Origin of the sequence: Leptolyngbya sp. AN10, from assembly GCF_050565645.1 — a bacterium.
Lineage (GTDB): Bacteria > Cyanobacteriota > Cyanobacteriia > Leptolyngbyales > Leptolyngbyaceae > Leptolyngbya.
Genome location: NZ_JBNXVP010000029.1, coordinates 1 through 22,838, shown reverse-complemented (window position 1 = coordinate 22,838; position 22,838 = coordinate 1). Strand labels below are relative to the sequence as shown.

Genomic DNA, 22,838 nt, shown 5'->3' with positions numbered 1-22,838 from the left:
GACTTTATTCTAGCGAAAGCCGAAGTATTGTAGCCCTTCTAGAATCCCTGCTGCACAGTGAGCTTTTGCTAAATAATGATTCGGAGTCGGATGATCACGATGCCAAGACAATAATTCTGGCTGTGCATTTCCGACAATAATTCCAAGCTCTGAACCTGCTGCAAATAGAGCAATATCGTTCCCAGAATCGCCACAGGCGATCGTCTGATCTGGCGCAAATCCTAAAGTTTGTCGCACGAAAGTTAGTGCTGATCCTTTATTGGCATGACGCGGCAAAATGTCTAAATCGCGTCCACTGCTGTAAATCAGTTGGACATCAAGATCTTGTTGTTTGAGCAATGTTTCCAACTGTGGAAGCACCCAGAGCGCGGCATCTTCAGTCAGAAAGAAACTGACTTTGAAAGCGCTTTGTTCAGAATCCGCTTGAGGAACCAGATCAGAAAAATGAGCCGTAACGGACATGACGCGATCGCGGTTCCATCCTGCGGTTAATTTCTGCTGCCACGCCGGATCAGGTGTTCCATCCAGGCTTGAATAAATTGCTGTTCCGACCGAAGCAATGAGTAAATCTGGCTCAAACAATGGAGCTTCCGTTGCGAGTTCTTGATACCGAATCAGCGATCGACCTGTGGAATAGACAATTTTGCTGCCTGTTTCTCTCGCTTGTAATAACCACTCATTTAATTGCTCATGGGCAAAATCGTCTCCGACCAGCGTATGGTCTAGATCTGTGACAAACAGAATTCGCGTCACTCTATCACCTCCAAGTGTCCTATCTGAGTTTAGATCTCGATCGGAAAAATTACGTGATCCCCAAGATTGACCTGAATCGCGATGTGAAATCCAAATTTCTTATAGCAAAATTCGATTTGTTGGGATTCGGTCTTCTAGAATCATTGAACTGGCTGGATTTTTTTTATGGTGATTGACTTCGGGCGAGAAATTTGTGGCATTTTGCCGACCTCGGAAACACGAGAATGGCTGGTTACAAATGGTATTGGCGGTTTTGCTTCTGGAACGATCGCGGGTCTTCTCACTCGGCGTTATCACGGATTATTAGTTGCAGCTTTGAAACCGCCACTCGATCGCACTTTACTAACCACGAAACTCGACGAATCAGTTCGCTACGGTGAAGATGTTTATCCGCTGAGTACCAATCGCTGGGCAGATGGGATTGTCGGACCGCATGGCTATCGCCAGATTGAGCGCTTTTTTCTAGATGGAACGGTTCCAGTTTGGCGCTATGCTTGCAGCGATGCTCTTTTAGAAAAACGAATCTGGATGCAGCAAGGTGAGAATACAACCTATGTGCATTATCAATTACAACGAGCAACACAACCGTTAACGCTAACCTTCAAAGCATTTATTAACTATCGCGATTATCACGGTAGTACTTCGGGAAATGGTTGGCAGATGGAAACTGATGAAGTCGATCATGGATTACAAGTTTCTGCCTATCCTGAAGCGACACCCTTTTATCTATTCTGTCGGGGCGCAACGTTAACTCCAGTGCACGATTGGTACTATGGATTCGATTTAGCGATCGAGCGAGAAAGAGGACTCAGCGATCGAGAAGATCACTTACACATTGCAACCTTCCAAGCCACCTTATATCCAGGTCAATCGCTCACTTTTGTGACCAGCACCGAAGCGAATCCGAATTTAGATGGAGAAACAGCACTCCGATCGCAGCGAAATCACGAGCAGCGATTATTCGATTGTTGGAGACTCGATCGAGTCAAACAAGTCGAAACGGCTCCTACTTGGATTCGCCAATTAGTGCTCGCCGCAGATCAATTCATTGTCAGTCGCCCACCGAACGGTAAAACCATCATTGCGGGTTATCCCTGGTTCAGTGATTGGGGACGCGATACGATGATTAGCTTAACTGGATTAACGCTTGCAACTGGACGGGTAGAAATTGCTCGATCGGTTCTCTACACGTTCGCTCAATATCTTGATCAAGGAATGCTTCCCAATCGTTTTCCTGATGGAGAAGCGATTCCCGAATACAATACCGTTGATGCTACCTTATGGTATTTCATTGCGATTCTCGATTATTACAATGCGACTGATGATCATGATGTTCTCGATGATTTGTTTCCAATGTTGTCAGAAATTATCGATTGTCATTGTCGCGGAACTCGCTACAACATTCATTTAGATTCCGCAGATGGATTACTCTATGCAGGCGAACCGGGAACTCAATTAACCTGGATGGATGCCAAAGTCGGAGATTGGGTTGTGACTCCTCGAATTGGAAAGCCGATCGAAGTGAATGCACTTTGGTATAACGCACTCCGAATCATTGCAAAATTCGCTCGTCGTATCGGCAAACCTTACCGCGAATATGATGCAATGGCAGAACGAGTTCTTGCCCGATTTGAACGCTTCTGGAATCCAGACACAGGCTATTGTTTCGATGTCCTCGATACGCCAGAGGGAAATGATGCCTCGTTGCGTCCGAATCAGATTTTTACAGTGTCGCTGCCAGAAAGTCCACTCACTCAAAATCAGCAAAAAGGTGTCGTAGATGCGTGTTCTCGATCGCTGCTCACGTCTTATGGATTACGATCGCTTGATCCACGTAATCCAAACTATCGAGGACGCTACGAAGGCAATCCCCTTCAACGCGATGGCGCTTATCACCAGGGAACGGTTTGGGGTTGGTTGATTGGTGCTTATGCGATCGCACATCATCGAGTTTACGGCGATCCAGCGAAAGCCAGAGAATTTCTTGAACCAATGGCAAATCATCTCCGCGCACAAGGCTTAGGCAGTCTCGGTGAAATTTTCGATGGAGATGCACCGATGATGCCGCATGGCTGTACCGCACAGGCTTGGACAGTTGCAGAGGTATTGAGGGCTTGGATGCTGATTAGTTAAGTTTCGGTTGATCGGATCTGCTCGATCATTAATTGATAAAATTCTTCGATCGAGGGAGCCGTTACAGCTTGCTTCAGAATTTCCTTCATCACTTTCCCATCCCACGAAGCATTCAATGCTTCAGGAATTTCTGAAGGAACCGAGCCAAATCGAGCTTCTAGAACAGTCACAATGTCCTCGCGGGCAAATTCTACTCGTTGTAAGCGGGCAATACTCCCTTGATATGTATATCCCATCGCTTGCTCTGCCTCAAAACGATTCAATTCTGCTTTGTACTCTAAGTCTAATCTAGACGGAAGCGACATCATACGATCGAGAAGATCCGCAATCTGAATCACATCGTTTCTTTGATATCCAATCTGATACAGTCGTTTCACCAAAACCAACTTCCACTGCAATCGCATGGAAAAATCTTGTGTTGTTGTCTGAGTTTTCAAGTGCGCCATCACGAGCGAGGCGAAAGGGTTGCGACTTTGCTCTAGTTCTTCCCATCGGTCTATATAGTCGAGGAGTTTGACGATTGGAAACCGAAGACTCAATTGGCAGCCCCACTTCTCATATCTATACTCTTGAGGATTCCAATTCGGATTGTTATCGCCTAAAACTGCGAGACTAACAGCCTGTTGATCGTAGCGGTCAAAGATTCGATAATGGTAAGAGAACATTCGTTTGGCAAACCCAGCATCGACTTGGCTTTGAATCTCTAAATGGATGAGCAGCCAAGTTTCTTTGCCATCAAGCAACCAAACCTTAATCAGCTTGTCAACGTACCGCTTGCTTACCTCAGATTCTTTTGCAAGTTGAGCAAGTTCTTGGTCAAGGAATGTGAATCCTTTCTGCCTGTCGATATCAGCGTGAATTTGGGGAAAGAAGAATTCTAGAAAGTCATAAAGATACTGCTCTACGCTTCCCTTCCAAGCTGCATCATAATCTGCTCGAACTTCAGCCACATGTTAGACCCAGAGTGATTTAGTGCGATTGTACCTTAGCGTACTTGTTTAACGCTCATCGATCTTTGGGAAAGCTCTCAACAATAAAACAGGCGCTACCCAGTCGTAACAAGAAAAACTGCGCTTATGATTGAGATTCCGCTCACTCAGCAGTCACATCACCAGAGGAATGATTGAACTCTTAGGAACGCTTGCCGCGATCGCACTTCTTGATAGCATCAATCCGAATGCGATGGCGGTACAAATTTATCTCCTCACTACGCCAAGACCGATTCCGAGATCGATCGCGTTTATCTTTGGTGATTTTCTCGCGGCTTGGATCGCTGGAATGCTGATTGCGCTTGATATAATGCAATTCATCTCGAATTTCTCCGATCGCTAATTTGAAGCCACCGTACTATTCGACTCTTCAAACACCGATTGCCAAGCTGCATAACCCTGAGCACTCAAGTGAATTCCGTCCGTGGTGTACTCTGACAGAATTTGCCCATCGTAATCCACAAATTGAGAGAACAAATCGAGATACGATGCCCCAGACTGTTTCGCGATCGCTTTTAGTTGCTGATTGATTCCCGCAATTTGCTCATTCGGAATTCGGGGCGATCGGGTCGGTAAAATCGACTGCACAATAATTTTCGCGTTCGGGTGCATTGCTTGAAGCTGCGTAATAATTCGCTGAATGTTCCAAACGATTTCGGTCTCGCTGGCTCCCATTTTCAAATCATTTACACCTGCCATCACATAAATCTCAGACGGTCGTGTAGTTGCCAAAGCTGGAAGTCGCGCCAAAATATTCCAGGTCGTATCACCGGAAATCCCTTGATTGAGCCAGATTTGAGAAGATCTTAATCGATCGACGGGATACCACAAACTGAGCGAATCACCGAGCATAACGGAAAGATCTCGATCGCTATTGCGTCCCGATACCGCTCTCGCTTCCATTGCTAACAGTTTTCGCCATTGTTCGTAAGTTGGTTGGGCAGTTGTGTCCTGCCAAGCTTCTCGAAAACTATCACTGGGCAATCGAGTGTAGAGCTTGCCGACTCGTAGAGCAGATAAACGCTGGAGATAGAGTTGCCCTCCAGATTGCGGCGATCGACGATCGGAAGCGGTTGACACTGAAAATTCAGGCATGGCGATCGATTCGGATGGTGCGATCGCTTGCGGCACTGGACTAAGCGTAAAAAGTGACAGATTTGGCAAAGTAGCTTGGGGAAAAGCGACTGGAGCCGGGAACAGTTCGAGATGAGAAGCGGTCAGAGGGGAAAACGCTGACGCTAATGCAGACGCAACAGCGACAGTGAAGGCTGTAGAGGATGACATAAACGATCGGATAAGGGCTATTTATCCTTAACGTGACAAATATTACACAGTCAGGATCGTTTCGCAATCCTCAGACAGATTTTTGTCTAAATTTCTCTCTATCTTGAGCAAGAAATCCTACAACAGCCCTCGATATCGAATAAACACCAGCATCACCGCCCAAGATCCCAACGCCACTTTGATCGCGACTAAGATGTTCAAAATCGGCAGCATTCCGCCGCTGAATAACTCTCCTAGCTGTCCATGCGGCAATTCATAGCCTGCTAAAGTCACGATCGACAAAACAATAAACACTAACACCGAGACTTTCTCCCAAGTTGCTGCTTTCCATCGTTGGTAGACTTGCTGCATCCATTCGGGTGAAGAAGTCATCGCCACCAGCCCGATCGCGGTTCCTCCTGCAACTCCCGCTGCAAATCCACCTCCCGGACTGAGATGCCCCCGGATCGCTAATTCAATTCCCACCAATGCAGCAATCGTCGCTCCCAATCGCGCCAATAGAATGGTGGTTTCATCGGTAAACTGTCGCACGTGACCTAATGGACGCTCATTTGCGAGTAGATAGCTTGCGCCCATAATTGCGATCGTAAACACAATCACTTCAAAAATCGTGTCGTACAGCCGATTCCGCAGAATAATTCCAGAGACAACATTCGGGACACCACTATCTTTGAGCACAGCATCTACGATCGAATACGGTAGCTCTGGCATTGGATCAACGAGCAACACCATTTTGAAAAAGAACACAACTCCCGCAGCAATGTAAATCCAGATCATGAATGCGCCTCCAATTGAGATGGATTTAGATAGCTCACATCGGTTTCGCTAAGTTCAGGTTGCAGAATTTCGTACAGTCGGCGTAGTCGAGTTGTGGTGTGATAGGTTGTCGATCGTACACAAGTGGCATGAATTTCTTCGTTGATCAATCCTGTTTGTAAGCTTTCATGATCGGCATATACTACCAATTCAACTCGTAAATGCCACGGTTTAAAGATTCTGCGGAATTTTTCAGCTACGTCCTGAAACAGTGGATCTGATTCGGTTTCTCTCACAATACCGAGACGAAACACTAACGACGATCGTACTGCAACCGCGTACAGCGCCACGGCTAATAATGTTCCAACTAATGCCTCAGTTAATGCAACATCCGCTGCACCAAGTACGGTATAAACCAGAGCCGAAACTGCTCCCAAAACGCCTCGAATCACCAGCGCATGATAGGGATTAACTTGAAATACGAGCATCGAAGCCGCGATCGGTAACAATGCTGTCATTACATAGATGTAACTATCCATCAGCATTCCTCCGAGCAATCTCGCAACTTGCAACAATCTGCCGACTCGAACAGTTTGCTAATACATATCCCAGCATCGTATTCCACAGTGCTAAAGATAAAATTGCTAAGAGCAACAATGGGAACTCTCTGGGACGTTGTAGCAATAAGCCGAAGATAATCGCGATCGAGCCTAAAGTATCCGATACCGATAGATTGTGCAGCTTGAATAACACCGATCGTGTTCCTAACAAAAACGATGTTCCCCAAAACCAAAAGATCAATCCCACTCCAATACAGGCATAGCTTAATAGATTGATCATGCGTCCCCCAATTGCTTCAAAATATGCGCTAACAACATAAAGCCAGCATTACCCACAGTTAGAATAATCACGCCAACGACACCGATCATCCAGTCATCCCGCAGCACTGAAACCAAGAGAATCATGACTGCTGCCTTTGTAGAAACACTCGACAGTGCCAACATCGTCTGCCAGATGTCTTCATCTTTCCAGGCTTGATAGATTGGGATCAACATTGCCGCAATCATCGCAAACAGAACAATGTTTAGAATCATGATTTCTTCCTCGGTGTGACGTGATGCACTTCGTACCAACCTTCATCGAGATAGTTCAGCACAGTAGTTTTGGGCGTAAAGGTAATCAAGAAAATATCGAGAAAAATCAGTCCTCGCGATCGACCCGTTTTCACCCGCTCCATGACGATTTCTTCTTCGGTGTGCGGAGTCACCATGAGTTCGATCGCTTCTTTGTAGGCTTGCGGAATTGCTAAAAGAATCGTTCCCAGCGATCGTAATAAGCTCTTTAATCGTTCTGGCGGAGTGGAAGGACGGGGGAGAATGAGCGCGATCGCAACTCCAATCAAAATGTTCAACCATCCAAAATTCGCAGTCAGTAGCAACCAAATCGTCATTCTGAGAATAAAGTGCCCAATCATGCAAATGCCCTCCAGAACCAAAACAGCAGAATCATGGTCAAGCTCATCATTCCAACCAAATGCTCAAAGTACTCCAACGTTCGAGGGAGTTTCACATTCAATCGCTTGAAGATTGCTAAGTAAGCGATCCAACCGAGGAAAATTGTGATCAATGGTTTTGCAATGTTCTTCCAACTGTAAGCTTCGTAGTACACCACGTTTGCGACAACTAAACCACCCAGTAATAGTGCGATCGCTGCCCAAAATCCTTTCCGAAGCGGTTTCGCCTCAGTGAGTTTCGCGTGTGGCAGAAAGATAAACTTTGCAAACGAAATCGAAGTTCCGAATGCTGCAATATTCATTCCGATTACTTGCCAGGGTAAAAGGTTTTCCATTGTTAACACTTTTGCCCCGAAACCTGATAGTAAAGGAAACCCAGAGATCGAGAAACTTGCGATCGCTAACGCAATCCAGATCGATCGAGGCATCGCTTGTTGTTGCAATTCCTTCAAATTCCGAGTTGACAACGTTCCCGTAATCAGAAAGAGCGAAGATTTCACCAGTCCATGAGTAAGTGCATAGAAGCCTCCAACCTCCGGAGCAGCTAGGATAAATCCCAACTGTGAAACCGTGTGAAATGCCAGAATCCGCTTCGTATCTTTCTCAAACACTGCATAAAACACACCGAGTAACGCTGTTCCAACTCCGAAAATTCTCACGATCGGATCAACTTCTTCAAGAAACAGCGCACATCGAACCAACGGCAATACAGCAGCTTTCACCACCACACCAGACATTAATGCTGAAACTGGCGACTCCGATTCCGAGTGGGTCATCGGCAACCATAATCCAGATGCAAAAATCCCACCTTTGATCAACAATCCTAAAAATATCAGTGCCAATGCTTCTGGAGGTGAGCCGCGAAGTCCTGCAAAATCAAAGGAATGATGCGTTTGATAAACCAGTACTGCTCCAACAAGGTAGAACAGCATGGCAATGTTGCTGATAAAGAGATAGCGCAATCCGACCCAAATTGCTCGATCGCTGCGTGGATAAGCAATCAGCAAAAACGATGCAATACTCAGAACTTCTAGCGCGACATATAAGCTAATAAAGTCTGAACAAGCTAATGCCGCATTAACACTGCCATGTAATATCAACGTTTGAGCATAAAAGAACGTTGTCTTATTCGTATTCCAGCAGTAGAGCAGAACCGCGATCGTCACCAGCGCATTCGTGATAATAAAGAACGCCGCCAGCGGATCAAGCACCAAGCTGACTCCAAAGTGATTCAGCAATCTCAATGTGAGCGAATCGCCTGATACAAAAAGCTGAATCGCATACGCCGCCGAAAATAATGCTCCAATCAATGCCAGTACTCGATCGAGTCTGGGTATAAGATAGATCATGAAGCCCACCACAAACGGGAAGGCAATCCAAATCAAGGTTAGATTTATCATAGGTAGTTACGGTGTATTGCTTTTCTCGATTTCGCTCACTTCTAGCGTGGGATTGTTCTGTGACAGCTTCATCACGCCCACCAGCATCAACGCCTGAATCGAGAGACCAATTACGATCGCAGTTAAGATCACTGCTTGCGGAACTGGATCAGCATACGCCCCTTTTGGCTCTCCTGCCACGATCGGGGTAAACATTCCTCCCCGTGCTGCAACGACGATGTAATACGCAATCACTCCACTACTCATCACATCCATTGAAATGATTTTCATGATCAGGTTCTTTTTCAGAATGATGCCGAAAAACCCAATCAGAATCGTGGCAAACACAAAGGCTTCTAGCACAGTTTCCTTCCCCAACAGCGTTTATACGGCAAGACATGACAAGATGAACGAACCTGTTCCCAATGAAACGAAGGTCGCTAGAACTCCATAGCTTTGATAGATTTATATCAATCTTAAACTGTCAGCTATGAGTTATCATACCTAACCGTCATGTTCGACACTATTTGCTTTTTAGCTGCGATTCTATAGAGTGTAAGCAATAATTAAGCGCGGTTAGCAAGCCAGCTTTCTAAATCTTGCAAATTTGAAAAGTCGAGCAAAGCATCGGCAAGAAATTCGAGTTGTTCGATCGATAAGCTGTTAATCTGCGATCGTACTTCTTCCGGTATTTCTCCAAGTCGCCGAGCTAAGAGCCGAAGAATCAAAGCCCTCTGTCCCTCCTGTTGTCCCACTTGCCGTCCCTCTTGTCTTCCCTGTTGGCGGGTCACTTGCTCCCATTCTAGAAATGCCTGTGAAAACGCCATAAGTTCCTCCTGTTGAGAAAAGCCTTCAATTTCACCTAGCTCAATTTTAACTTTCCAATTCGCTAAAATCTGTAGAATGTTGTTTCGACGTGGATGATTTCGAGGGAGTGCCAACACTTCCCGAATTGCTTGTTGTTGGGTTCCGTCTCGTCCAAGAATTCTTAACCAAAGGGGTTCTTCGGTTTCTGGGAGTTGGTCGATTGCGACGATCGCAGTTCTAAACAGCTTCGGTAAAAAGAAGATGCCTGGAAGCCAGTCTGAATTGATTTGTCCTGCAACTTCTTGAATGACAGGCTGATTCGTTGTCGCTGCTAAAATCCAGAGTTGGGGTAATTCTGCGTCAGGAAGGGAACGATTTTCGGATTTGGCTTTGCGTCGATCGTCTTCTTGGAGCCAGAACAATTTAAGCAAACACGATCGCAGTTCTGCCCGTCGTGGAGCATTGCGATACGGTTCAAGTAAGCATGAGGTTTGAATCATTCGTCCCAAAATACCTAAATCGTCGATCGAGCTTGTCTGATTTGGCGCGAAATAGATGTCAACAAACTTCGATTCGCCTGGAATTTCGTACTGCCGCTTGACCTCGCCGAGTGGGGCTAAAAACTCCTCCAAGTATTGTTTCGATAGCTGGTCAAAAGGAATCTGAGACATGGCGAATCACAAAGCAATAGAACAAATCTATCTCAAGAGCGTTTATTTTTTCTTTGGCAAAGCTCTATTGATAGTTTTGTTGCCACGGACGTATCAATGAGTGATTTTTTTTCGGTACTGGAGCAGTTTTCTCGATCGCGAATTTTAGTGATCGGGGAAGCAATGCTCGATCGCTATCTTCACGGTGGCGCAACTCGCTTATGTCAAGAGACTCCGGCTCCCGTGGTGACTGTCTCTCGGACGATCGACCAGCCTGGAGGAGCCGCGAATACCGCGATGAATCTGCAAAGTTTGGGTGCAGAAGTGACACTGCTCTCGGTTGTGGGTGAGGATTCGGAGGGAATACGGCTACGACAAGTGATGCCGGGAATTCAAGGAATTGTCACCGCAAGCGATCGAACAACGCTAACGAAACAGCGGATCATGGATGGCGATCGCTTATTACTCCGATTTGATCAAGGAACAATTGAAGCACTAAGTATAGAGCTAGAAAATAAGCTCATTACTAAACTGAGAACACAGTGGAATGATTATGACGCAATCATCATTTCAGATTATGGTTATGGAATCTTAACCGATCTCATGATCAACACAGTTCACCAACTTCAGCGACATCAGCCAAAGGTGCTTGTTGTTGATGCTAAAAATTTGGCGAAATATCAATACTTAAACGTCACCGCAGTTAAACCAAATTATCAGCAAACATTGAATCTACTCGATCAAATCGAAGAGATTCACGTTTCTAGAATTCAATATGTGAAGCGTAATGCAGAGCAAATTTTAGAGAGAACCGGAGCGAAAATCGTTGCAGCAACACTCGATCGAGAAGGTGTGATTTTGCTGCAACGCGATCGCGCTCCGTATCAAATTCGAGTAAATCCGGCTTGTCCGACTCAAACGATCGGAGCAGGTGACACATTCACGGCAGCCTTCTCGATCGCATTAACAATGACGGATAATCCAACGATCGCGGCAGAAATCGCAGCAGCAGCAGCGGCGATCGTGGTACAAAAACCGGGAACGGCTCGCTGTACCCTCAAAGAACTTCAATCAACGTTTAACCATGTCCTGGAACCAAGCTAAAAACCTACTCTGCATTCGACTGGATACGATCGGCGATGTGTTGATGACGACTCCAGCCTTTCGAGCGCTGAAAGATTCTGTACCCGATCGACGATTAACCTTACTCACTTCATCAGCAGGAAATGCGATCGCGTCTTTGATTCCCGAAATCGACCATACGATCGTTTATGATTCTCCCTGGCTCAAAGCCACTGCACCACGAGAATCTCCTAAACCTGAATACGAAATGATCGAGTTGCTAAAACAACACCAATTTGATGGTGCGATCGTTTTCACTGTGTTTAGTCAAAACCCATTACCGTCTGCATTCTTGTGCTACATGGCAGAAATTCCGCTGAGATTAGCGCACTGCCACGAGAATCCTTATCAATTGCTCACCGATTGGATTAAAGATCCAGAACCCGATCGCGGAATTCGTCATGAAGTTCAACGTCAACTCGATTTAGTGGCTGAAATTGGCGCAACCACTGAGAATCAGAGGCTCTCAATTCGGATTGAACAGAAAGATCGCGATCGCGTTTCGCAAATTCTCAGTTCGTTAAACTTACCAAAACAATGGACAGTCATTCACACCGGGGCAACGGCTCCATCGCGACGTTACTCGATCGAACAATTCGCGATCGTGGCAGATCAATTAATCCTCGAACATGACTGTGCTGTGATCTTCACCGGAAGCACGCTTGAACTCGATATCGTGGCGCAGATTCAATCCAGAATGTTGGCAAAAGCTCACTCCTTAGTCTGTCAATTGAGCTTGAGTGAATTAACCGCATTGATAGAACTTGCACCCGTTTTGATCACAAACAATACAGCTCCAGCGCATCTTGCAGCAGCAGTTGGTACTCCAGTCGTTGATTTATACGCCTTGACTAATCCACAACACACACCTTGGCAAGTTTCGCATCGATTGTTATTTCAAGACGTGCCTTGTAAGTACTGTTATAAAAGTATTTGCCCAGAAGGACATCATCATTGTTTAGCGAAAGTTGCTCCAGAAACGGTTGTCAAAGCAGCGTGTGAATTGCTTGAAGAAACGGCACAACCCTTAGAAATTTCGGCATAAAACTTATTCTTAAAAGTGTCTATTCCTTCGGGCACTTTTTGATTATCACTTCTGGCAGATGGGTAACTTCAAAACAAATTGATACTCTCTAGTTGTGAGCTAAAAAAATTTAGGAGAAACTGATTATGAATCTTATCGCTTGGATTATCTTAGGTCTGATTGCAGGTGCGATCGCGAAAGCAATTTATCCCGGCAACCAAGGCGGCGGCATTCTTGGAACGCTCCTTTTAGGGATTGTTGGTGCATTTATTGGTGGTAGCCTCTACACCTTTTTAACGACAGGGGCATTGAATTTGACTGCTGCTTCCTTGAGCTTTGGTGGGATCTTGATCGCAATTTTGGGTGCAATTGTCGCAATCTTTATTTGGGGTCTGTTAACTCGTAGTGCAGCCTAGTTCATGACCATCAACGACAAAAGCTTTCTCTAAGATTTGATCTAGAGAAAGCTTTTGTGTCATTTGAGCGATTTAATTGTGTTCAGACTGGTTTTTGATTTACTCTCCCTTCGGTTTCGCTTTATTCACTCGCAATTGTCGCCCCATCCATTCCGCGCCGTCTAATTCAGCGATCGCGGCATCTTCCTGGGCATCTTGTTCCATCTCAACGAACGCAAAGCCCCGCATTCGTCCTGTTTCTCGATCGGTTGGAAGCACTACGCGCTTCACATCACCATATTCAGCGAATACGGTTTTCAGGTCGTCTACGGTCGCTTGGTAAGAAAGATTTCCAATGTAAATGGTCATGGGAATATCCGAAACGAAGAGCAAATCTGGATTTGGTTAACGATCGTGCCTCAGAACTTTTCTCATGCTGCCATGCTCAAAGGAGCGATTTCAGAATTAGAACTGTCTTGAGGATCGAATTGTCAGTAATCCACTCTGATCATCTCTTGTTTCACACCATTAATTTTGTTTTGCTGACTACATCTTCATAAAAAGATTCAATTTTGTGTATTAATTTTTTCGAGTTTCGGCTTAATTTGCAGGTTTGAAGGGTCGATCGAGGGGCTGTCCAAGTTAATCGCTTCTGACTCGGACAGCACACCAGTTTAGTATTTGAACAGTCCTACGCCCTGAACTCTATATCCAGTGGGTTCCAGGATTTTCTGAGCGGCTTGCTTTCCAGAAATCGTCGCGCCTTCCATACTGTCGATATAATCCTGCTGCGTATAGCTGCCAGCGAGGAAGAAATTGTCGATCGGTGTTTTCTGCGAAGGTCGATAGGGGTCTTTTCCAGGTTCTTCACGGTACAGCGATTGTGCAAGTTTCACGACGTTGTACCAGGTCATATTCAATTCCCGCGATGAAGGGAAAAGGTCATGAATTTGCTTTAGAGCGTGTTTCGCAATGTCTTCGTTGCTCATGGGAACAAACGGATCGCCCGGTGTGAGAACGACTTGCATGAGTGAGCCTTGTCCCTCCCGGTAATAGTCTTTCGGGCTGGTCAGTGCTAAATCTGCAAAACAAGAGAAATCAGCATCGGAACTGTACAGCAAGTTGTCCATTCCTGCGGCGTGTTCCACTTGTTTTCGAGCTTCGGGATCGTTCATCTCCGTGACCCAGCCATCAAACCGCATTTGAACGGTTGCCACCGGAACGGCTTCGAGCTTGTAAATGTTGTCAAATTCTTTGATACTGCGCCATTCTTGCGGCAATAATCGTTGAATTCCGGGCACATCACACGCTGCAAGATAGATATCAGCGGTAACAATTTCTTCAGTCTCGCCGTTGGCGATCGCCAACCCCGTCACTTTCGTATGCTCACCCTCACCTTCAAACAAAATCCGGCGAGTCTGTCTACGAGTGTGAATCTTGGCTCCTCTAGCTTCGATGTAATCTACGATCGGTTTATGCAAATATTCCGCAGGCGATCCAGAGAGCATATTCAATCGAGATGCTTCTGTTTTCGCGGCAAACATCATAAAAATCGTCAACATACACCGAGCAGAGATATTCTCAGTGTCGATAAAGCCCAGAGCCAACGCGATCGGGTCCCACATTTTTTTGAGACTATTCTGCGATCCGCCATGACTGCGAAACCAATCGGCAAAGCTCACATCATCGAGCGCACGAATCATTTTCATTGCGACATCGTAGTTCACCAAGCCAGGAACGATCGGACTTGTACCGAGCGCGATCGCATTTTGCAATTTGTCCTGAATCGTTAACTGTCCGGTCGTAAAAAACGCCTTCAATCCATGAAACGGCGCACCGAGTAGAAACCGGAAATCGAGCTTGCCCAATTCTCCACCGCGATTCACAAAGGTGTGAACGTGCTCTTTCGGCAGCAATTCCTCGTAAGCTCCAACTTTTTCCATCAGAGCGAACAAATTCGCGTAATTGTTGAAGAAAACGTGCAAACCCATTTCGATATGGTTGCCCTCGGAATCGATCCAACTTCCGACCTTGCCACCCACAAACGATCGAGCTTCAAAGATTTCGACTTCGTGACCCGCATCGACTAATTCCACAGCGGCGGCTAAACCTGCCAATCCCGCTCCAACGATCGCAACACGCATTCTACAAACCTACATTTCGCGACTTTCTTAAGAAATTTTAACGCCCTTGTGTGCGCGAAAACCGAAATCGAGGCATTCTAACGGGGTCGATTTTGTTCCAGGTTGTCATGATAAAAGGCTTGAGAGGGTTGCTGCTTGGATTGCTCGTAGGCTGTACGCCGCTTCCGACTCGAATTATTGAATATACGCCTCCGCGTCCAGTTGATCCGACTCCTTACGAGAAAAAAGGCTATGTTTCGGGCATTCCTGCCGATCGATTACCGCCAAAATCTGAGATCAAAGTGCCTCGAACAGTGGTGGCAAAACCTGGTCAAAAACTATCTGAGAATGATTTGAGTACTTTACTGAGTCAAGCGGAAGATAAAGCGATCAGTGCGGAGAATTTAGCGCGATCGGCTCAGTCAAAAGACGATTGGAGTTTGGTGATCGATCGATGGAAATTAGCGATCGAGATTCTCAAACCTGCGGCTCAAATTCCTCGTGTACGTCAAGCTCTCACAGAGTATGAGCGGAATTTGTCACAGGCGCAGATCCAAGCGAAAACGAATCCTCGGCAGTTAGATGTGAGTGAGCGATCGACTAGCAATGGAATTCCGTTAATGGTGAAATCTCCTTCTCCGTCCCCGTCTCCATCGCCTTCAGCATCGCCTTCAGCTTCACCCTCACCGGAATCTAAATCAAATTGATCTGACGTAGAGACGCGAATACGCAATGGTTTCGATCGCGTCCCTACCTAGATTTGGTTGGGGGATGTTTGAGAAGGATAAAAAGCGGCTTTGCTGCGTTGCCAGTCCGCCCGGAAATGAATCTCCGGGCGGGTGAATGCGATGAACGACTACCTTCAAAACCCCTTCTTAGATCAACGAGTGAGAAGGCAAGCCATCAATGCTCACCTGATTGTTATCTTTCCAATATTTTTCCAATCCTTGTTTGCCCTTCTTAGCCGCCCAATCGATCAACGTATCTCGATCGCTCACAAAGTCATACAGCGGAACTCCGCCGCCACAAGAAGTCGAAACCGATTCAATCTGGAGCAGGATAATTTGGCGCGTTCCTGGAACTGGCTCGAACATCGGATAAAGTGCGTCCCATTTCTCATCACACGGACGAATCACGTAACCCGTTCCATACAACCTCAAGATCACAGGCTTGCCTTCAAAGCTGCAAAACATAATCGTCATGCGACCGTTTTCGAGCAGATGAGCACTGGTTTCATTACCGCTTCCAGTGAGATCGAGATAAGCCGCCGTCTGATGATCCAACACTCGAAACGAATTGATGCCCTTTGGAGAAACATTAATTCGTCCCTCGATCGGAGCCGTTGCCGTGAAAAAGAGGTGTTGTTTCTCGATAAATTGCTGGAGTGAATCTGTCAATGCCGGGTAGAACTTTGCCATGTTGAGCATGATTTACAATGAGCGGTTCAAAACTTAGCATTCTTTTAGTTTCGTAAACCGCTCATTGTTACCTTTTTTAGTAACCGCTTATTTCATGCCCGGTAGCAGTAATCGCTTGCTTAAAGGTCTCTTCCGAAGCCTTCGCTTCTACGGTCACGGTTTTCTGTTCTAGATCAATGTCTACTTTCGCATCGGGTTCGTGCGTCAGAATCGTTTCTTTGATGTCTTCTGCCGCTTCAGGACTGTCCAGGGTAGGAACGTGTAGTTTTAATGCCATAACGATCGACTCATAACAACACTTTCATGCTGGTTCGATCCCCGTAGACTTCACCCCCGCTAGAGATAGATTTTGTTACAGAACCTAAAGATTTACTCGTGTTCTAACTGTTTCCAGCGCTGCTGCAAGTCCTGGATCGTATAAACCGCCCGAAACTTCAAGCCCTGCTGTTGATAAAATTCCGCTCCGCCTTGTTGTCGATCGACCAAAGAAATTACTTCCTCAACTCGATAGCCCGCATCGCGTAACCGCTCAACTGCTTTCATCGCAGATTGTCCCGTCGTAACCACATCTTCTAAAACGACCACGGGACTGCCTTCAGGCAAAGTTAATCCTTCAATATAAGCCTGCGTTCCGTGTCCCTTCGCTTCTTTGCGAACAATCAATGCTGCAATCGATCGACCTTCATAAGCGGCGACGACACTGGTTGCCGTCACGATCGGATCAGCGCCCAAAGTTAATCCCGCGACTGCCACTGTTTCCGAATCGATTAGAGCCAGCAAGACTCGTCCCACCGCTAACGCGCCTTGAGGATGGAGCGTCACTTGTTTTCCATTGATGTAATACGTGCTGCGCTGTCCAGACGACAACAGAAAATCGCCTTCTCGATATGCGCCTAAACAGAATAAATCGAGGAGTCGATCGCGCACTTCATCAATATCCGCAGTTGCCCAGGGAAATGATTTGGCATCAAACTTAGTCACATTGGTCATATCAGGGCAAACTAATGAATATTACGTGGCAAAAAGTATAGATTTGGTTAAATTCGTCACATCGTTCACGAAATATACGGAGACGATTAGAAGAATTGCCGATCTCGCTGTCACCCTTTAGCCAATCATTGAGGATAAAGACTATGGGCGCTAGGATCAAGAGCCTCATCTGCACATTTGGATTAAGTGCAGTATCGAGTTTGATTGCGATGTCCGCAACGGCACAAGAATCAACCTCTCCCGTGTTTCGACCCCGCGAAACGATTCCGAACGAAGTCAATCGAACTTTCTTCGGTGCACCGGGTGAATTCTCCGATCGTAATCCATTACGCAATACTCAAACGATTTTGGGGACTCCCTACGGATTCCCCGAAAATCAAATTTCTCGCGATGGTGAACGCTTGCATCGTCTGTACACGGATTTATTGAATCAGCAAGTTTCGAGCGATCCCCTGATTCGGACGGCTGATTTGCCAAACCCGTTTAATCTCTCGGTGCAAACCTTGCCTGATGCGGGAAATCGGGTGATGGGAAGCGAATTCTCGATCGAGCAATCCTTAGAGCCGCAATTTCCGGTGCAACCCGCGCGTCCGACTCAGCTGTTGCCGCAGCGGTTTTAGTGGGGAGTGGGGAGTGGGGAGATCACGGAGCAGATTTTCTCCCTACCCCCTACACCCCACCTCTTACCAAATCCAGGGTGCAGGAGTTGAACCCGCCTAAGGCGAATTATGAGTTCGCTGCCTAAACCGCTCGGCCAACCCTGGGACTTAGCCGTATTGTAGCTGAGAATTTTCCTTTTATTGCCTCGCCCAAAAATCAATTCTGAGGTCTGCTCAAATCGGATTTTGCAGCATACAATTGCTGATGTAAGTCCCATTTTGCTCGATCGCTCATGAAAATCAATTCCACCGTTGCCCTGACGTTTACCCTGCTCGTTCTCATGCTTGGAGCAGGCGTATTGACCGGAACATGGGGGTTTGCAATGGGGCGACAAGCACTCAAAGGGATCACACAACCGGATTCGCGCCCAACGAAAGGGGGAGCCGCTAAAAGCACCAGTGTGCGCGAAGACATCGTTCTACTAAAAGAAGAAGATGTCCTCAAAACAGTGAGAGAGCGAACGAACTCTGGTGGACGTGGAGCTTCACCGAGTCCCAGTCCTTCTCCATCAGCAAAACCAGATCAAACCAAAACTGATGCGGCTCCCACGAGTGCGAAATTACCCATGACGACTCAAACGAATGGAGTTGCAATGGATGTCACCGGGATTCGTAGACAGGGGGAATTTCTGCTGTTGGATGTGGCATTGAGAAATAACAGTGAACAGCCTGTGAAATTTCTCTACAGCTTTCTAAATGTCACCGATGATAAAGGGCGCTTGATTGTGGCAGATACAACGGGCTTGCCTCCGGAGTTGCCCTCAAAAAGCGATCGCTTTACGGGGACAATCAGCATTCCGAATTCGATGCTCGATGATGCTCAACGAATTTCATTGCAACTCAGCGACTATCCCGATCAAAAACTCCAACTGAAGATGGCAGACATTCCCATCAAATAACGTTAAACTCAGTTTCTCAGGCGATGTTCCTACTTTGATGGCTCAATGACTGCCCCCATTCCGCTTGTACTAGCAGCGGTTCCGATCCAGGATCTAACCTTTGCCGATATCGGATTGCGATTTCTGTCGGTGCTGTTGCTGATTGCAATTAACGCATTCTTTGTAACGGCAGAATTCTCGATCGTATCAGTTCGCCGCTCTCGAATTAATCAATTAGTCGATGCGGGTGATATCCAAGCTCGAACAGTTCAATCGCTTCAGCAAAGTATCGATCGATTACTTTCGACTACGCAGCTTGGAATTACCTTATCCAGTTTGGCACTCGGCTGGATTGGCGAATCGACGATGGCAACCGTGATTTCTTACTGGTTTGCTCAATTGCCGTTCCCGGATGGATTGGTTCAACCGATTTCACATACAGCTTCAACTGCGATCGCGTTTTTAATGATCGCTTACTTACAGATCGTATTGGGTGAACTGTGCCCAAAGTCATTGGCGCTTCTATATTCGGAAGAGATCGCGCGATTTTTAGGACCGTTTAGTTTAGCGATCGCTCGATTTTTCAATCCGTTCATTTGGGTATTGAATCAATCCACTCGCTTACTGTTGCGATTCATCGGAGTTCAATATACGGGACAAGGCTGGTATAACCAAGTCACACCCGAAGAATTGCAGCTAATCATTGCTACTTCATCGGAATCGAGCGGACTGGAACAAGAAGAACGCGAACTGCTGAGTAATGTCTTTGAGTTTGGGGAAGTCTCAGCCGAATCGGTGATGATCCGACGACCCAGCATGATTACTTTACCGATCGATGCCACTGTTCGAGATTTGCTCGTGGAAGTTGCCGAAAGCGGTCACTCTCGATTTCCGGTGATTGGGGAATCGATCGATGATATTTGTGGCTTAGTGCATTTAAAGGAATTAGCAGAACCTTTAGTCCAAGGCACATTAGAAATGGATAGTCCAATCAAGTCTTGGATTCATCCAGCCCGGTTTGTGCCCGAATACACGAGTTTAGGGGAATTGCTCACATTGATGCAGCGCGATCGACAACACATGGTCATGGTTGTGGACGAATTCGGAGGCACAGCAGGGTTAGTGACGATTCAGGATTTGGTTACGCAAATTATTGGCGATCCGCCTGAATCTGAAAGCGATCCAGACCTCGAAATTCAGAAAGTCGATGAGAATACGTTTTTGATTCAGGCGCAGTTGGATGTCGAAGAAATTAACGATCGCCTTGATCTCGATCTCCCCGTCACCGATGAGTATCAGACCCTCGGCGGTTTCTTGTTCTATCAATGGCAAAAGATTCCGCACAAAGGCGAAACCCTGCAATATGCCAACTATGAACTAACAGTCGTTTCCGCAGAAGGACCGAGACTACACGAAATCCGGGTACATCGAATCGAAACCCCAGACATGATTGATGAACTCTCTAAGAAGGATTAACCCGCATGAGAGGCTGTCCATATTCCACAGGCTGTCCATTCTGCACAAGAATTTCAACAATCTCGCCAGACACTTCCGCCTCGATCTCGTTCATCACCTTCATCGCTTCAATAATGCAAACCACTTGCCCTTTCTGAATGCGATTACCCACATCAGCAAAAGGCGGCTCATCCGGTGAAGGCGATCGATAGAAGGTTCCGACGATCGGAGAAACCACATCGGTCAATTTACGATCGTTGATCGGAGCCGCGCTCGGTGTTTCCGGTTTCACAGGTTCCGGAGGCGGTGCGATCGTCGGTTGCGGAACGGGAACAGGCGCAACGGGAGCCATCTCCATCCGCGAACCTCTTCTAACCGTCAACTCAAAATCGTCTGCTTTTAACGTTAATTCCGAAATATCTGTTTGATTTAACGCCGTTAATAATTCACGCAGTTCAGTCAGATCTAAGGGCACAGTTTTTATACTCCTCAAAAATCGGGGTCGAGATCAGAAATGATGAGAAGTTTCTGATCTCAAGCTCATTATTCTTTTTCGCGACCTAAATAGGTATCGTTGCGGGTATCCACTTTGATTTTTTCCCCGATCGTGATGAACAACGGAACCATCACCTGCGCTCCTGTTTCCACGATCGCGGGTTTCGTTCCACCCGTTGCTGTATCGCCCTTCACGCCTGGATCAGTTTGGGTCACTTCGAGCACGACTGAGTTGGGCAACTCCACTTCTAAAACTTGCTCATTCCAGCGGACGACGTTCACTTCCATGCCTTCTTTGAGGTACTTTACGCGATCGCCAATTTGCGCCGCACTCAAGCGACCTTCATCATACGTTTCCATATCCATAAACACGTACTCCTCACCTTCTTTGTAGGTGTGTTGCATCGTGCTTTTTTCGAGCGTGGCTTGGGGGACAGTCTCCCCTGCCCGGAACGTTTTTTCAACCACGTTGCCGTTTTGAGCATTTTTTAGCTTGGTGCGAACGAACGCAGAACCCTTACCGGGCTTGACGTGCAAGAACTCGACCACGCGCCAGACTGAGCCATCTAGCTCGATACTGACACCGGGACGAAAATCATTACTGGAAATCATGACTTTAACTACTTGATTGGGGAGAACATTCGGCACTTCATTTTACCGTTGCATGACCGCTTTTTATCGCTCCCCAACGTGGGACAATCAAAGCGGGCTGACTGATCTCTAGGTTTTAAGCTGTATGTCTTTTTGTAATGTTTCCTTCAAACGCTCTGTCCTGGGGCTGGTCTGTGTAATTGTCCTACTGATTGGGTTCGCGTCTCCTGTGTATGCGCTCCCTCAAGGCAATGCGATCAAAGATCCAAAAGCGCTATTGAGATATGCGTTACCGATCGACAATCCCGAAATCCGTCAAGTGCAATCAAGTATTGAAGATATTTCTGCTCAACTGAGAGCGAATCGCCGTTGGGGTGCGGTGACTTCGGATCTCAATCGTGCCGATCGCATTTTGTTAACGAAAAGCGACAAGATTTTGGCGAGTGTGGTAGACGATCGTAAATCTGAAGCTGAACAGTTGATCGAACAGCTAAAAACTGGAATCGCAGAATTGACCGAGATTGCGGCAGCAAAGGATAAATCGAAAACCCTCGAAAAACGGGCGGAACTACTTGATAAGGTAGGCACGATCGAAGAAGCAATGGTGACGGGATTTCCGTATGAAGTGCCTGCCGAATATAGCAATCTCCCGCAGTTAAAAGGACGCGCTACGATCGCTGCTAAAACTTCAAAGGGCGATTTAACGATCGTGGTCGATGGCTTTAGCGCTCCTGTGACGGCTGGTAACTTCGTCGATCTCGTTCAACGCGGTTTCTACAACGGTTTACCCTTCACTCGCGCTGAAGATTCCTATGTGCTACAAATCGGTGATCCTCCTGGAAAAGAGGTCGGATTCATCGATCCCAAAACGAACAAATACCGAGCCATTCCGCTCGAAGTTCTAGTCAAAGGCGATAAAGTCCCGACTTATGGAATCACGTTAGAAGATGCCGGACGCTATCTTGAAGAGCCTGTGTTGCCTTTTTCTTCTTATGGTGCATTAGCCTTAGCCCGTCCTGACTTTGATGCGAACGGCGGATCGTCTCAGTTCTTCTTCTTCTTATTTGAGCCAGAGTTAACGCCTGCGGGTGCGAATCTGCTCGATGGGCGCTATTCGATTTTCGGATTCGTCACTGAAGGCGCGGACGTGTTGGGACAATTGAAAGCGGGAGATACGATCGAGTCGATGAAGGTCGTAGACGGTTTAGAAAATCTCGTCGAACCGAAAGACGCTTAATCGGCGGCACTACAAGAATTGCACTTGTCCTTTCATCTCTTCGGGTGAAAGGATTTCGTGTATTAACCCAAGTTGCGGGTTAGGCAAGCCAGAGAAACTTTGTATCGATGAGCGCAAAGAAACCAGCGCAGCGATTGCTGCGCGTCTGGTGTAGAGCATTGCGCTTTACGTGCGAGCATTGCGCTTT

The 22,838-nt window shown here is 46.7% G+C and carries 28 protein-coding genes and 1 tRNA gene; 10 read left to right on the top strand and 19 right to left on the bottom strand.

What is annotated here, in order from left to right:
* Nucleotides 1-9: 9 nt before the first annotated feature.
* Nucleotides 10-753: a sucrose-phosphate phosphatase gene (locus tag ACQ4M5_RS29870; RefSeq protein WP_430679437.1), complete on the bottom strand. Its 744-nt coding sequence runs from the start codon at nt 751-753 to the stop codon at nt 10-12.
* 165 nt (nt 754-918) lie between these two features.
* Between ACQ4M5_RS29870 and ACQ4M5_RS29865 the strand changes: the two genes are divergently transcribed.
* Nucleotides 919-2,886, top strand: coding sequence for an amylo-alpha-1,6-glucosidase (locus ACQ4M5_RS29865; protein WP_430679436.1), 1,968 nt, complete (start codon nt 919-921; stop codon nt 2,884-2,886).
* On the opposite strand, the gene ACQ4M5_RS29860 is transcribed toward ACQ4M5_RS29865, so the two are convergent.
* Entirely contained in the window at nt 2,883-3,836 is a 954-nt protein-coding gene (locus ACQ4M5_RS29860) for a hypothetical protein (protein WP_430679434.1), read from the bottom strand. The genes ACQ4M5_RS29865 and ACQ4M5_RS29860 overlap by 4 nt on opposite strands.
* Nucleotides 3,837-4,005: 169 nt before the next feature.
* Between ACQ4M5_RS29860 and ACQ4M5_RS29855 the strand changes: the two genes are divergently transcribed.
* Nucleotides 4,006-4,218, top strand: a complete 213-nt coding sequence (locus ACQ4M5_RS29855) for a GAP family protein (RefSeq protein WP_430679433.1) — start codon at nt 4,006-4,008, stop codon at nt 4,216-4,218.
* On the opposite strand, the gene ACQ4M5_RS29850 is transcribed toward ACQ4M5_RS29855, so the two are convergent.
* From ACQ4M5_RS29850 to ACQ4M5_RS29810, 9 genes are all read right to left on the bottom strand, one after another.
* On the bottom strand, nt 4,215-5,159 hold the full coding sequence (locus ACQ4M5_RS29850) for a GDSL-type esterase/lipase family protein (protein ID WP_430679432.1): 945 nt from the start codon (nt 5,157-5,159) through the stop codon (nt 4,215-4,217). The genes ACQ4M5_RS29855 and ACQ4M5_RS29850 overlap by 4 nt on opposite strands.
* Before the next feature lie 117 nt (nt 5,160-5,276).
* Complete coding sequence (locus ACQ4M5_RS29845; RefSeq protein WP_430679431.1) at nt 5,277-5,936, bottom strand: Na(+)/H(+) antiporter subunit B; 660 nt, start codon at nt 5,934-5,936, stop codon at nt 5,277-5,279.
* On the bottom strand, nt 5,933-6,454 hold the full coding sequence (locus tag ACQ4M5_RS29840; RefSeq protein WP_430679430.1) for a DUF4040 domain-containing protein: 522 nt from the start codon (nt 6,452-6,454) through the stop codon (nt 5,933-5,935). The genes ACQ4M5_RS29845 and ACQ4M5_RS29840 overlap by 4 nt, the downstream gene beginning before the upstream one ends.
* Nucleotides 6,447-6,755, bottom strand: coding sequence for a monovalent cation/H(+) antiporter subunit G (locus tag ACQ4M5_RS29835; RefSeq protein WP_430679429.1), 309 nt, complete (start codon nt 6,753-6,755; stop codon nt 6,447-6,449). The genes ACQ4M5_RS29840 and ACQ4M5_RS29835 overlap by 8 nt, the downstream gene beginning before the upstream one ends.
* A complete protein-coding gene (locus tag ACQ4M5_RS29830; protein WP_430679428.1) occupies nt 6,752-7,009 on the bottom strand; it encodes a hypothetical protein in 258 nt (85 codons plus the stop codon). The genes ACQ4M5_RS29835 and ACQ4M5_RS29830 overlap by 4 nt, the downstream gene beginning before the upstream one ends.
* On the bottom strand, nt 7,006-7,389 hold the full coding sequence (locus ACQ4M5_RS29825; protein ID WP_430679427.1) for a Na+/H+ antiporter subunit E: 384 nt from the start codon (nt 7,387-7,389) through the stop codon (nt 7,006-7,008). The genes ACQ4M5_RS29830 and ACQ4M5_RS29825 overlap by 4 nt, the downstream gene beginning before the upstream one ends.
* The gene (locus tag ACQ4M5_RS29820; protein WP_430679426.1) at nt 7,386-8,828 is read right to left on the bottom strand and encodes a cation:proton antiporter; all 1,443 of its coding nucleotides are present in this window, start codon (nt 8,826-8,828) and stop codon (nt 7,386-7,388) included. Before ACQ4M5_RS29820 ends, ACQ4M5_RS29825 begins: the two co-directional genes overlap by 4 nt.
* 6 nt (nt 8,829-8,834) lie before the next feature.
* A complete protein-coding gene (locus tag ACQ4M5_RS29815) occupies nt 8,835-9,170 on the bottom strand; it encodes a cation:proton antiporter subunit C (protein ID WP_430679425.1) in 336 nt (111 codons plus the stop codon).
* Nucleotides 9,171-9,373: 203 nt separating this feature from the next.
* Nucleotides 9,374-10,285, bottom strand: a complete 912-nt coding sequence (locus ACQ4M5_RS29810; protein ID WP_430679424.1) for a DUF4351 domain-containing protein — start codon at nt 10,283-10,285, stop codon at nt 9,374-9,376.
* Nucleotides 10,286-10,381: 96 nt separating this feature from the next.
* On the opposite strand from ACQ4M5_RS29810, the gene ACQ4M5_RS29805 reads away from it, so the two are divergent.
* From ACQ4M5_RS29805 to ACQ4M5_RS29795, 3 genes are all read left to right on the top strand, one after another.
* Nucleotides 10,382-11,368 (top strand): bifunctional heptose 7-phosphate kinase/heptose 1-phosphate adenyltransferase, encoded by a 987-nt coding sequence (locus tag ACQ4M5_RS29805; RefSeq protein ID WP_430679423.1) that lies wholly within the window; start codon nt 10,382-10,384, stop codon nt 11,366-11,368.
* On the top strand, nt 11,349-12,431 hold the full coding sequence (gene waaF / locus ACQ4M5_RS29800) for a lipopolysaccharide heptosyltransferase II (protein WP_430679422.1): 1,083 nt from the start codon (nt 11,349-11,351) through the stop codon (nt 12,429-12,431). The genes ACQ4M5_RS29805 and waaF overlap by 20 nt, the downstream gene beginning before the upstream one ends.
* A gap of 125 nt (nt 12,432-12,556) precedes the next feature.
* Entirely contained in the window at nt 12,557-12,826 is a 270-nt protein-coding gene (locus tag ACQ4M5_RS29795; RefSeq protein ID WP_430679421.1) for a GlsB/YeaQ/YmgE family stress response membrane protein, read from the top strand.
* Nucleotides 12,827-12,925: 99 nt separating this feature from the next.
* On the opposite strand, the gene ACQ4M5_RS29790 is transcribed toward ACQ4M5_RS29795, so the two are convergent.
* Together ACQ4M5_RS29790 and zds are read right to left on the bottom strand one after the other, a co-directional pair.
* Entirely contained in the window at nt 12,926-13,174 is a 249-nt protein-coding gene (locus tag ACQ4M5_RS29790) for an RNA recognition motif domain-containing protein (protein ID WP_430679420.1), read from the bottom strand.
* 305 nt (nt 13,175-13,479) lie between these two features.
* Nucleotides 13,480-14,949 carry a 9,9'-di-cis-zeta-carotene desaturase gene (gene zds, locus ACQ4M5_RS29785; RefSeq protein WP_430679419.1) on the bottom strand — a complete coding sequence of 490 codons (1,470 nt, stop codon included), beginning with the start codon at nt 14,947-14,949 and terminating at the stop codon, nt 13,480-13,482.
* Nucleotides 14,950-14,999: 50 nt separating this feature from the next.
* On the opposite strand from zds, the gene ACQ4M5_RS29780 reads away from it, so the two are divergent.
* Nucleotides 15,000-15,635: a hypothetical protein gene (locus tag ACQ4M5_RS29780; RefSeq protein WP_430679418.1), complete on the top strand. Its 636-nt coding sequence runs from the start codon at nt 15,000-15,002 to the stop codon at nt 15,633-15,635.
* Between the two features lie 168 nt (nt 15,636-15,803).
* Here ACQ4M5_RS29780 and ACQ4M5_RS29775 read toward each other — a convergent pair whose 3' ends face one another.
* The 3 genes from ACQ4M5_RS29775 to pyrE form a co-directional block, all read right to left on the bottom strand.
* Nucleotides 15,804-16,346 carry a pyridoxamine 5'-phosphate oxidase family protein gene (locus tag ACQ4M5_RS29775; protein WP_430679417.1) on the bottom strand — a complete coding sequence of 181 codons (543 nt, stop codon included), beginning with the start codon at nt 16,344-16,346 and terminating at the stop codon, nt 15,804-15,806.
* 76 nt (nt 16,347-16,422) lie between these two features.
* Nucleotides 16,423-16,623, bottom strand: a complete 201-nt coding sequence (locus tag ACQ4M5_RS29770) for a cation transporter (protein WP_430679415.1) — start codon at nt 16,621-16,623, stop codon at nt 16,423-16,425.
* 92 nt (nt 16,624-16,715) lie between these two features.
* Nucleotides 16,716-17,336, bottom strand: coding sequence for an orotate phosphoribosyltransferase (gene pyrE, locus ACQ4M5_RS29765; protein WP_430679414.1), 621 nt, complete (start codon nt 17,334-17,336; stop codon nt 16,716-16,718).
* A gap of 143 nt (nt 17,337-17,479) precedes the next feature.
* Between pyrE and ACQ4M5_RS29760 the strand changes: the two genes are divergently transcribed.
* The gene (locus ACQ4M5_RS29760) at nt 17,480-17,956 is read left to right on the top strand and encodes a hypothetical protein (protein ID WP_430679413.1); all 477 of its coding nucleotides are present in this window, start codon (nt 17,480-17,482) and stop codon (nt 17,954-17,956) included.
* A gap of 71 nt (nt 17,957-18,027) precedes the next feature.
* Here the strand turns inward: ACQ4M5_RS29760 and ACQ4M5_RS29755 are convergent.
* Nucleotides 18,028-18,100 (bottom strand) — tRNA-Ile (locus tag ACQ4M5_RS29755).
* Nucleotides 18,101-18,228: 128 nt separating this feature from the next.
* Here ACQ4M5_RS29755 and ACQ4M5_RS29750 point away from each other — a divergent pair.
* Nucleotides 18,229-18,894, top strand: a complete 666-nt coding sequence (locus ACQ4M5_RS29750; protein WP_430679412.1) for a hypothetical protein — start codon at nt 18,229-18,231, stop codon at nt 18,892-18,894.
* Between the two features lie 45 nt (nt 18,895-18,939).
* Nucleotides 18,940-20,349 carry a hemolysin family protein gene (locus ACQ4M5_RS29745; protein WP_430679411.1) on the top strand — a complete coding sequence of 470 codons (1,410 nt, stop codon included), beginning with the start codon at nt 18,940-18,942 and terminating at the stop codon, nt 20,347-20,349.
* Here the strand turns inward: ACQ4M5_RS29745 and accB are convergent.
* Entirely contained in the window at nt 20,336-20,803 is a 468-nt protein-coding gene (accB, locus tag ACQ4M5_RS29740) for an acetyl-CoA carboxylase biotin carboxyl carrier protein (RefSeq protein WP_430679410.1), read from the bottom strand. The two genes, ACQ4M5_RS29745 and accB, sit on opposite strands and share 14 nt — an antisense overlap.
* A gap of 68 nt (nt 20,804-20,871) precedes the next feature.
* Nucleotides 20,872-21,435: an elongation factor P gene (gene efp / locus ACQ4M5_RS29735; protein ID WP_430679409.1), complete on the bottom strand. Its 564-nt coding sequence runs from the start codon at nt 21,433-21,435 to the stop codon at nt 20,872-20,874.
* A gap of 124 nt (nt 21,436-21,559) precedes the next feature.
* Here efp and ACQ4M5_RS29730 point away from each other — a divergent pair, with 124 nt between their 5' ends.
* Entirely contained in the window at nt 21,560-22,651 is a 1,092-nt protein-coding gene (locus tag ACQ4M5_RS29730; RefSeq protein ID WP_430679408.1) for a peptidylprolyl isomerase, read from the top strand.
* The last annotated feature ends 187 nt before the right edge of the window (nt 22,652-22,838 follow it).

Excerpts from the sequence above, each read along its gene's own strand:
- ACQ4M5_RS29745 (WP_430679411.1), top strand. The coding sequence starts at position 18,940 with ATGACTGCCCCCATTCCGCTTGTACTAGCAGCGGTTCCGATCCAGGAT.
- ACQ4M5_RS29820 (WP_430679426.1), bottom strand. The coding sequence starts at position 8,828 with ATGATAAATCTAACCTTGATTTGGATTGCCTTCCCGTTTGTGGTGGGC.
- ACQ4M5_RS29855 (WP_430679433.1), top strand. The coding sequence starts at position 4,006 with ATGATTGAACTCTTAGGAACGCTTGCCGCGATCGCACTTCTTGATAGC.
- ACQ4M5_RS29730 (WP_430679408.1), top strand. The coding sequence starts at position 21,560 with ATGTCTTTTTGTAATGTTTCCTTCAAACGCTCTGTCCTGGGGCTGGTC.
- ACQ4M5_RS29825 (WP_430679427.1), bottom strand. The coding sequence starts at position 7,389 with ATGATTGGGCACTTTATTCTCAGAATGACGATTTGGTTGCTACTGACT.
- ACQ4M5_RS29770 (WP_430679415.1), bottom strand. The coding sequence starts at position 16,623 with ATGGCATTAAAACTACACGTTCCTACCCTGGACAGTCCTGAAGCGGCA.
- ACQ4M5_RS29850 (WP_430679432.1), bottom strand. The coding sequence starts at position 5,159 with ATGTCATCCTCTACAGCCTTCACTGTCGCTGTTGCGTCTGCATTAGCG.
- ACQ4M5_RS29865 (WP_430679436.1), top strand. The coding sequence starts at position 919 with ATGGTGATTGACTTCGGGCGAGAAATTTGTGGCATTTTGCCGACCTCG.
- ACQ4M5_RS29795 (WP_430679421.1), top strand. The coding sequence starts at position 12,557 with ATGAATCTTATCGCTTGGATTATCTTAGGTCTGATTGCAGGTGCGATC.
- ACQ4M5_RS29790 (WP_430679420.1), bottom strand. The coding sequence starts at position 13,174 with ATGACCATTTACATTGGAAATCTTTCTTACCAAGCGACCGTAGACGAC.
- ACQ4M5_RS29810 (WP_430679424.1), bottom strand. The coding sequence starts at position 10,285 with ATGTCTCAGATTCCTTTTGACCAGCTATCGAAACAATACTTGGAGGAG.
- ACQ4M5_RS29830 (WP_430679428.1), bottom strand. The coding sequence starts at position 7,009 with ATGATTCTAAACATTGTTCTGTTTGCGATGATTGCGGCAATGTTGATC.
- zds (WP_430679419.1), bottom strand. The coding sequence starts at position 14,949 with ATGCGTGTTGCGATCGTTGGAGCGGGATTGGCAGGTTTAGCCGCCGCT.
- waaF (WP_430679422.1), top strand. The coding sequence starts at position 11,349 with ATGTCCTGGAACCAAGCTAAAAACCTACTCTGCATTCGACTGGATACG.
- ACQ4M5_RS29760 (WP_430679413.1), top strand. The coding sequence starts at position 17,480 with ATGGGCGCTAGGATCAAGAGCCTCATCTGCACATTTGGATTAAGTGCA.
- ACQ4M5_RS29845 (WP_430679431.1), bottom strand. The coding sequence starts at position 5,936 with ATGATCTGGATTTACATTGCTGCGGGAGTTGTGTTCTTTTTCAAAATG.
- ACQ4M5_RS29775 (WP_430679417.1), bottom strand. The coding sequence starts at position 16,346 with ATGGCAAAGTTCTACCCGGCATTGACAGATTCACTCCAGCAATTTATC.
- pyrE (WP_430679414.1), bottom strand. The coding sequence starts at position 17,336 with ATGACCAATGTGACTAAGTTTGATGCCAAATCATTTCCCTGGGCAACT.
- ACQ4M5_RS29805 (WP_430679423.1), top strand. The coding sequence starts at position 10,382 with ATGAGTGATTTTTTTTCGGTACTGGAGCAGTTTTCTCGATCGCGAATT.
- ACQ4M5_RS29750 (WP_430679412.1), top strand. The coding sequence starts at position 18,229 with ATGAAAATCAATTCCACCGTTGCCCTGACGTTTACCCTGCTCGTTCTC.
- ACQ4M5_RS29835 (WP_430679429.1), bottom strand. The coding sequence starts at position 6,755 with ATGATCAATCTATTAAGCTATGCCTGTATTGGAGTGGGATTGATCTTT.
- ACQ4M5_RS29840 (WP_430679430.1), bottom strand. The coding sequence starts at position 6,454 with ATGGATAGTTACATCTATGTAATGACAGCATTGTTACCGATCGCGGCT.
- efp (WP_430679409.1), bottom strand. The coding sequence starts at position 21,435 with ATGATTTCCAGTAATGATTTTCGTCCCGGTGTCAGTATCGAGCTAGAT.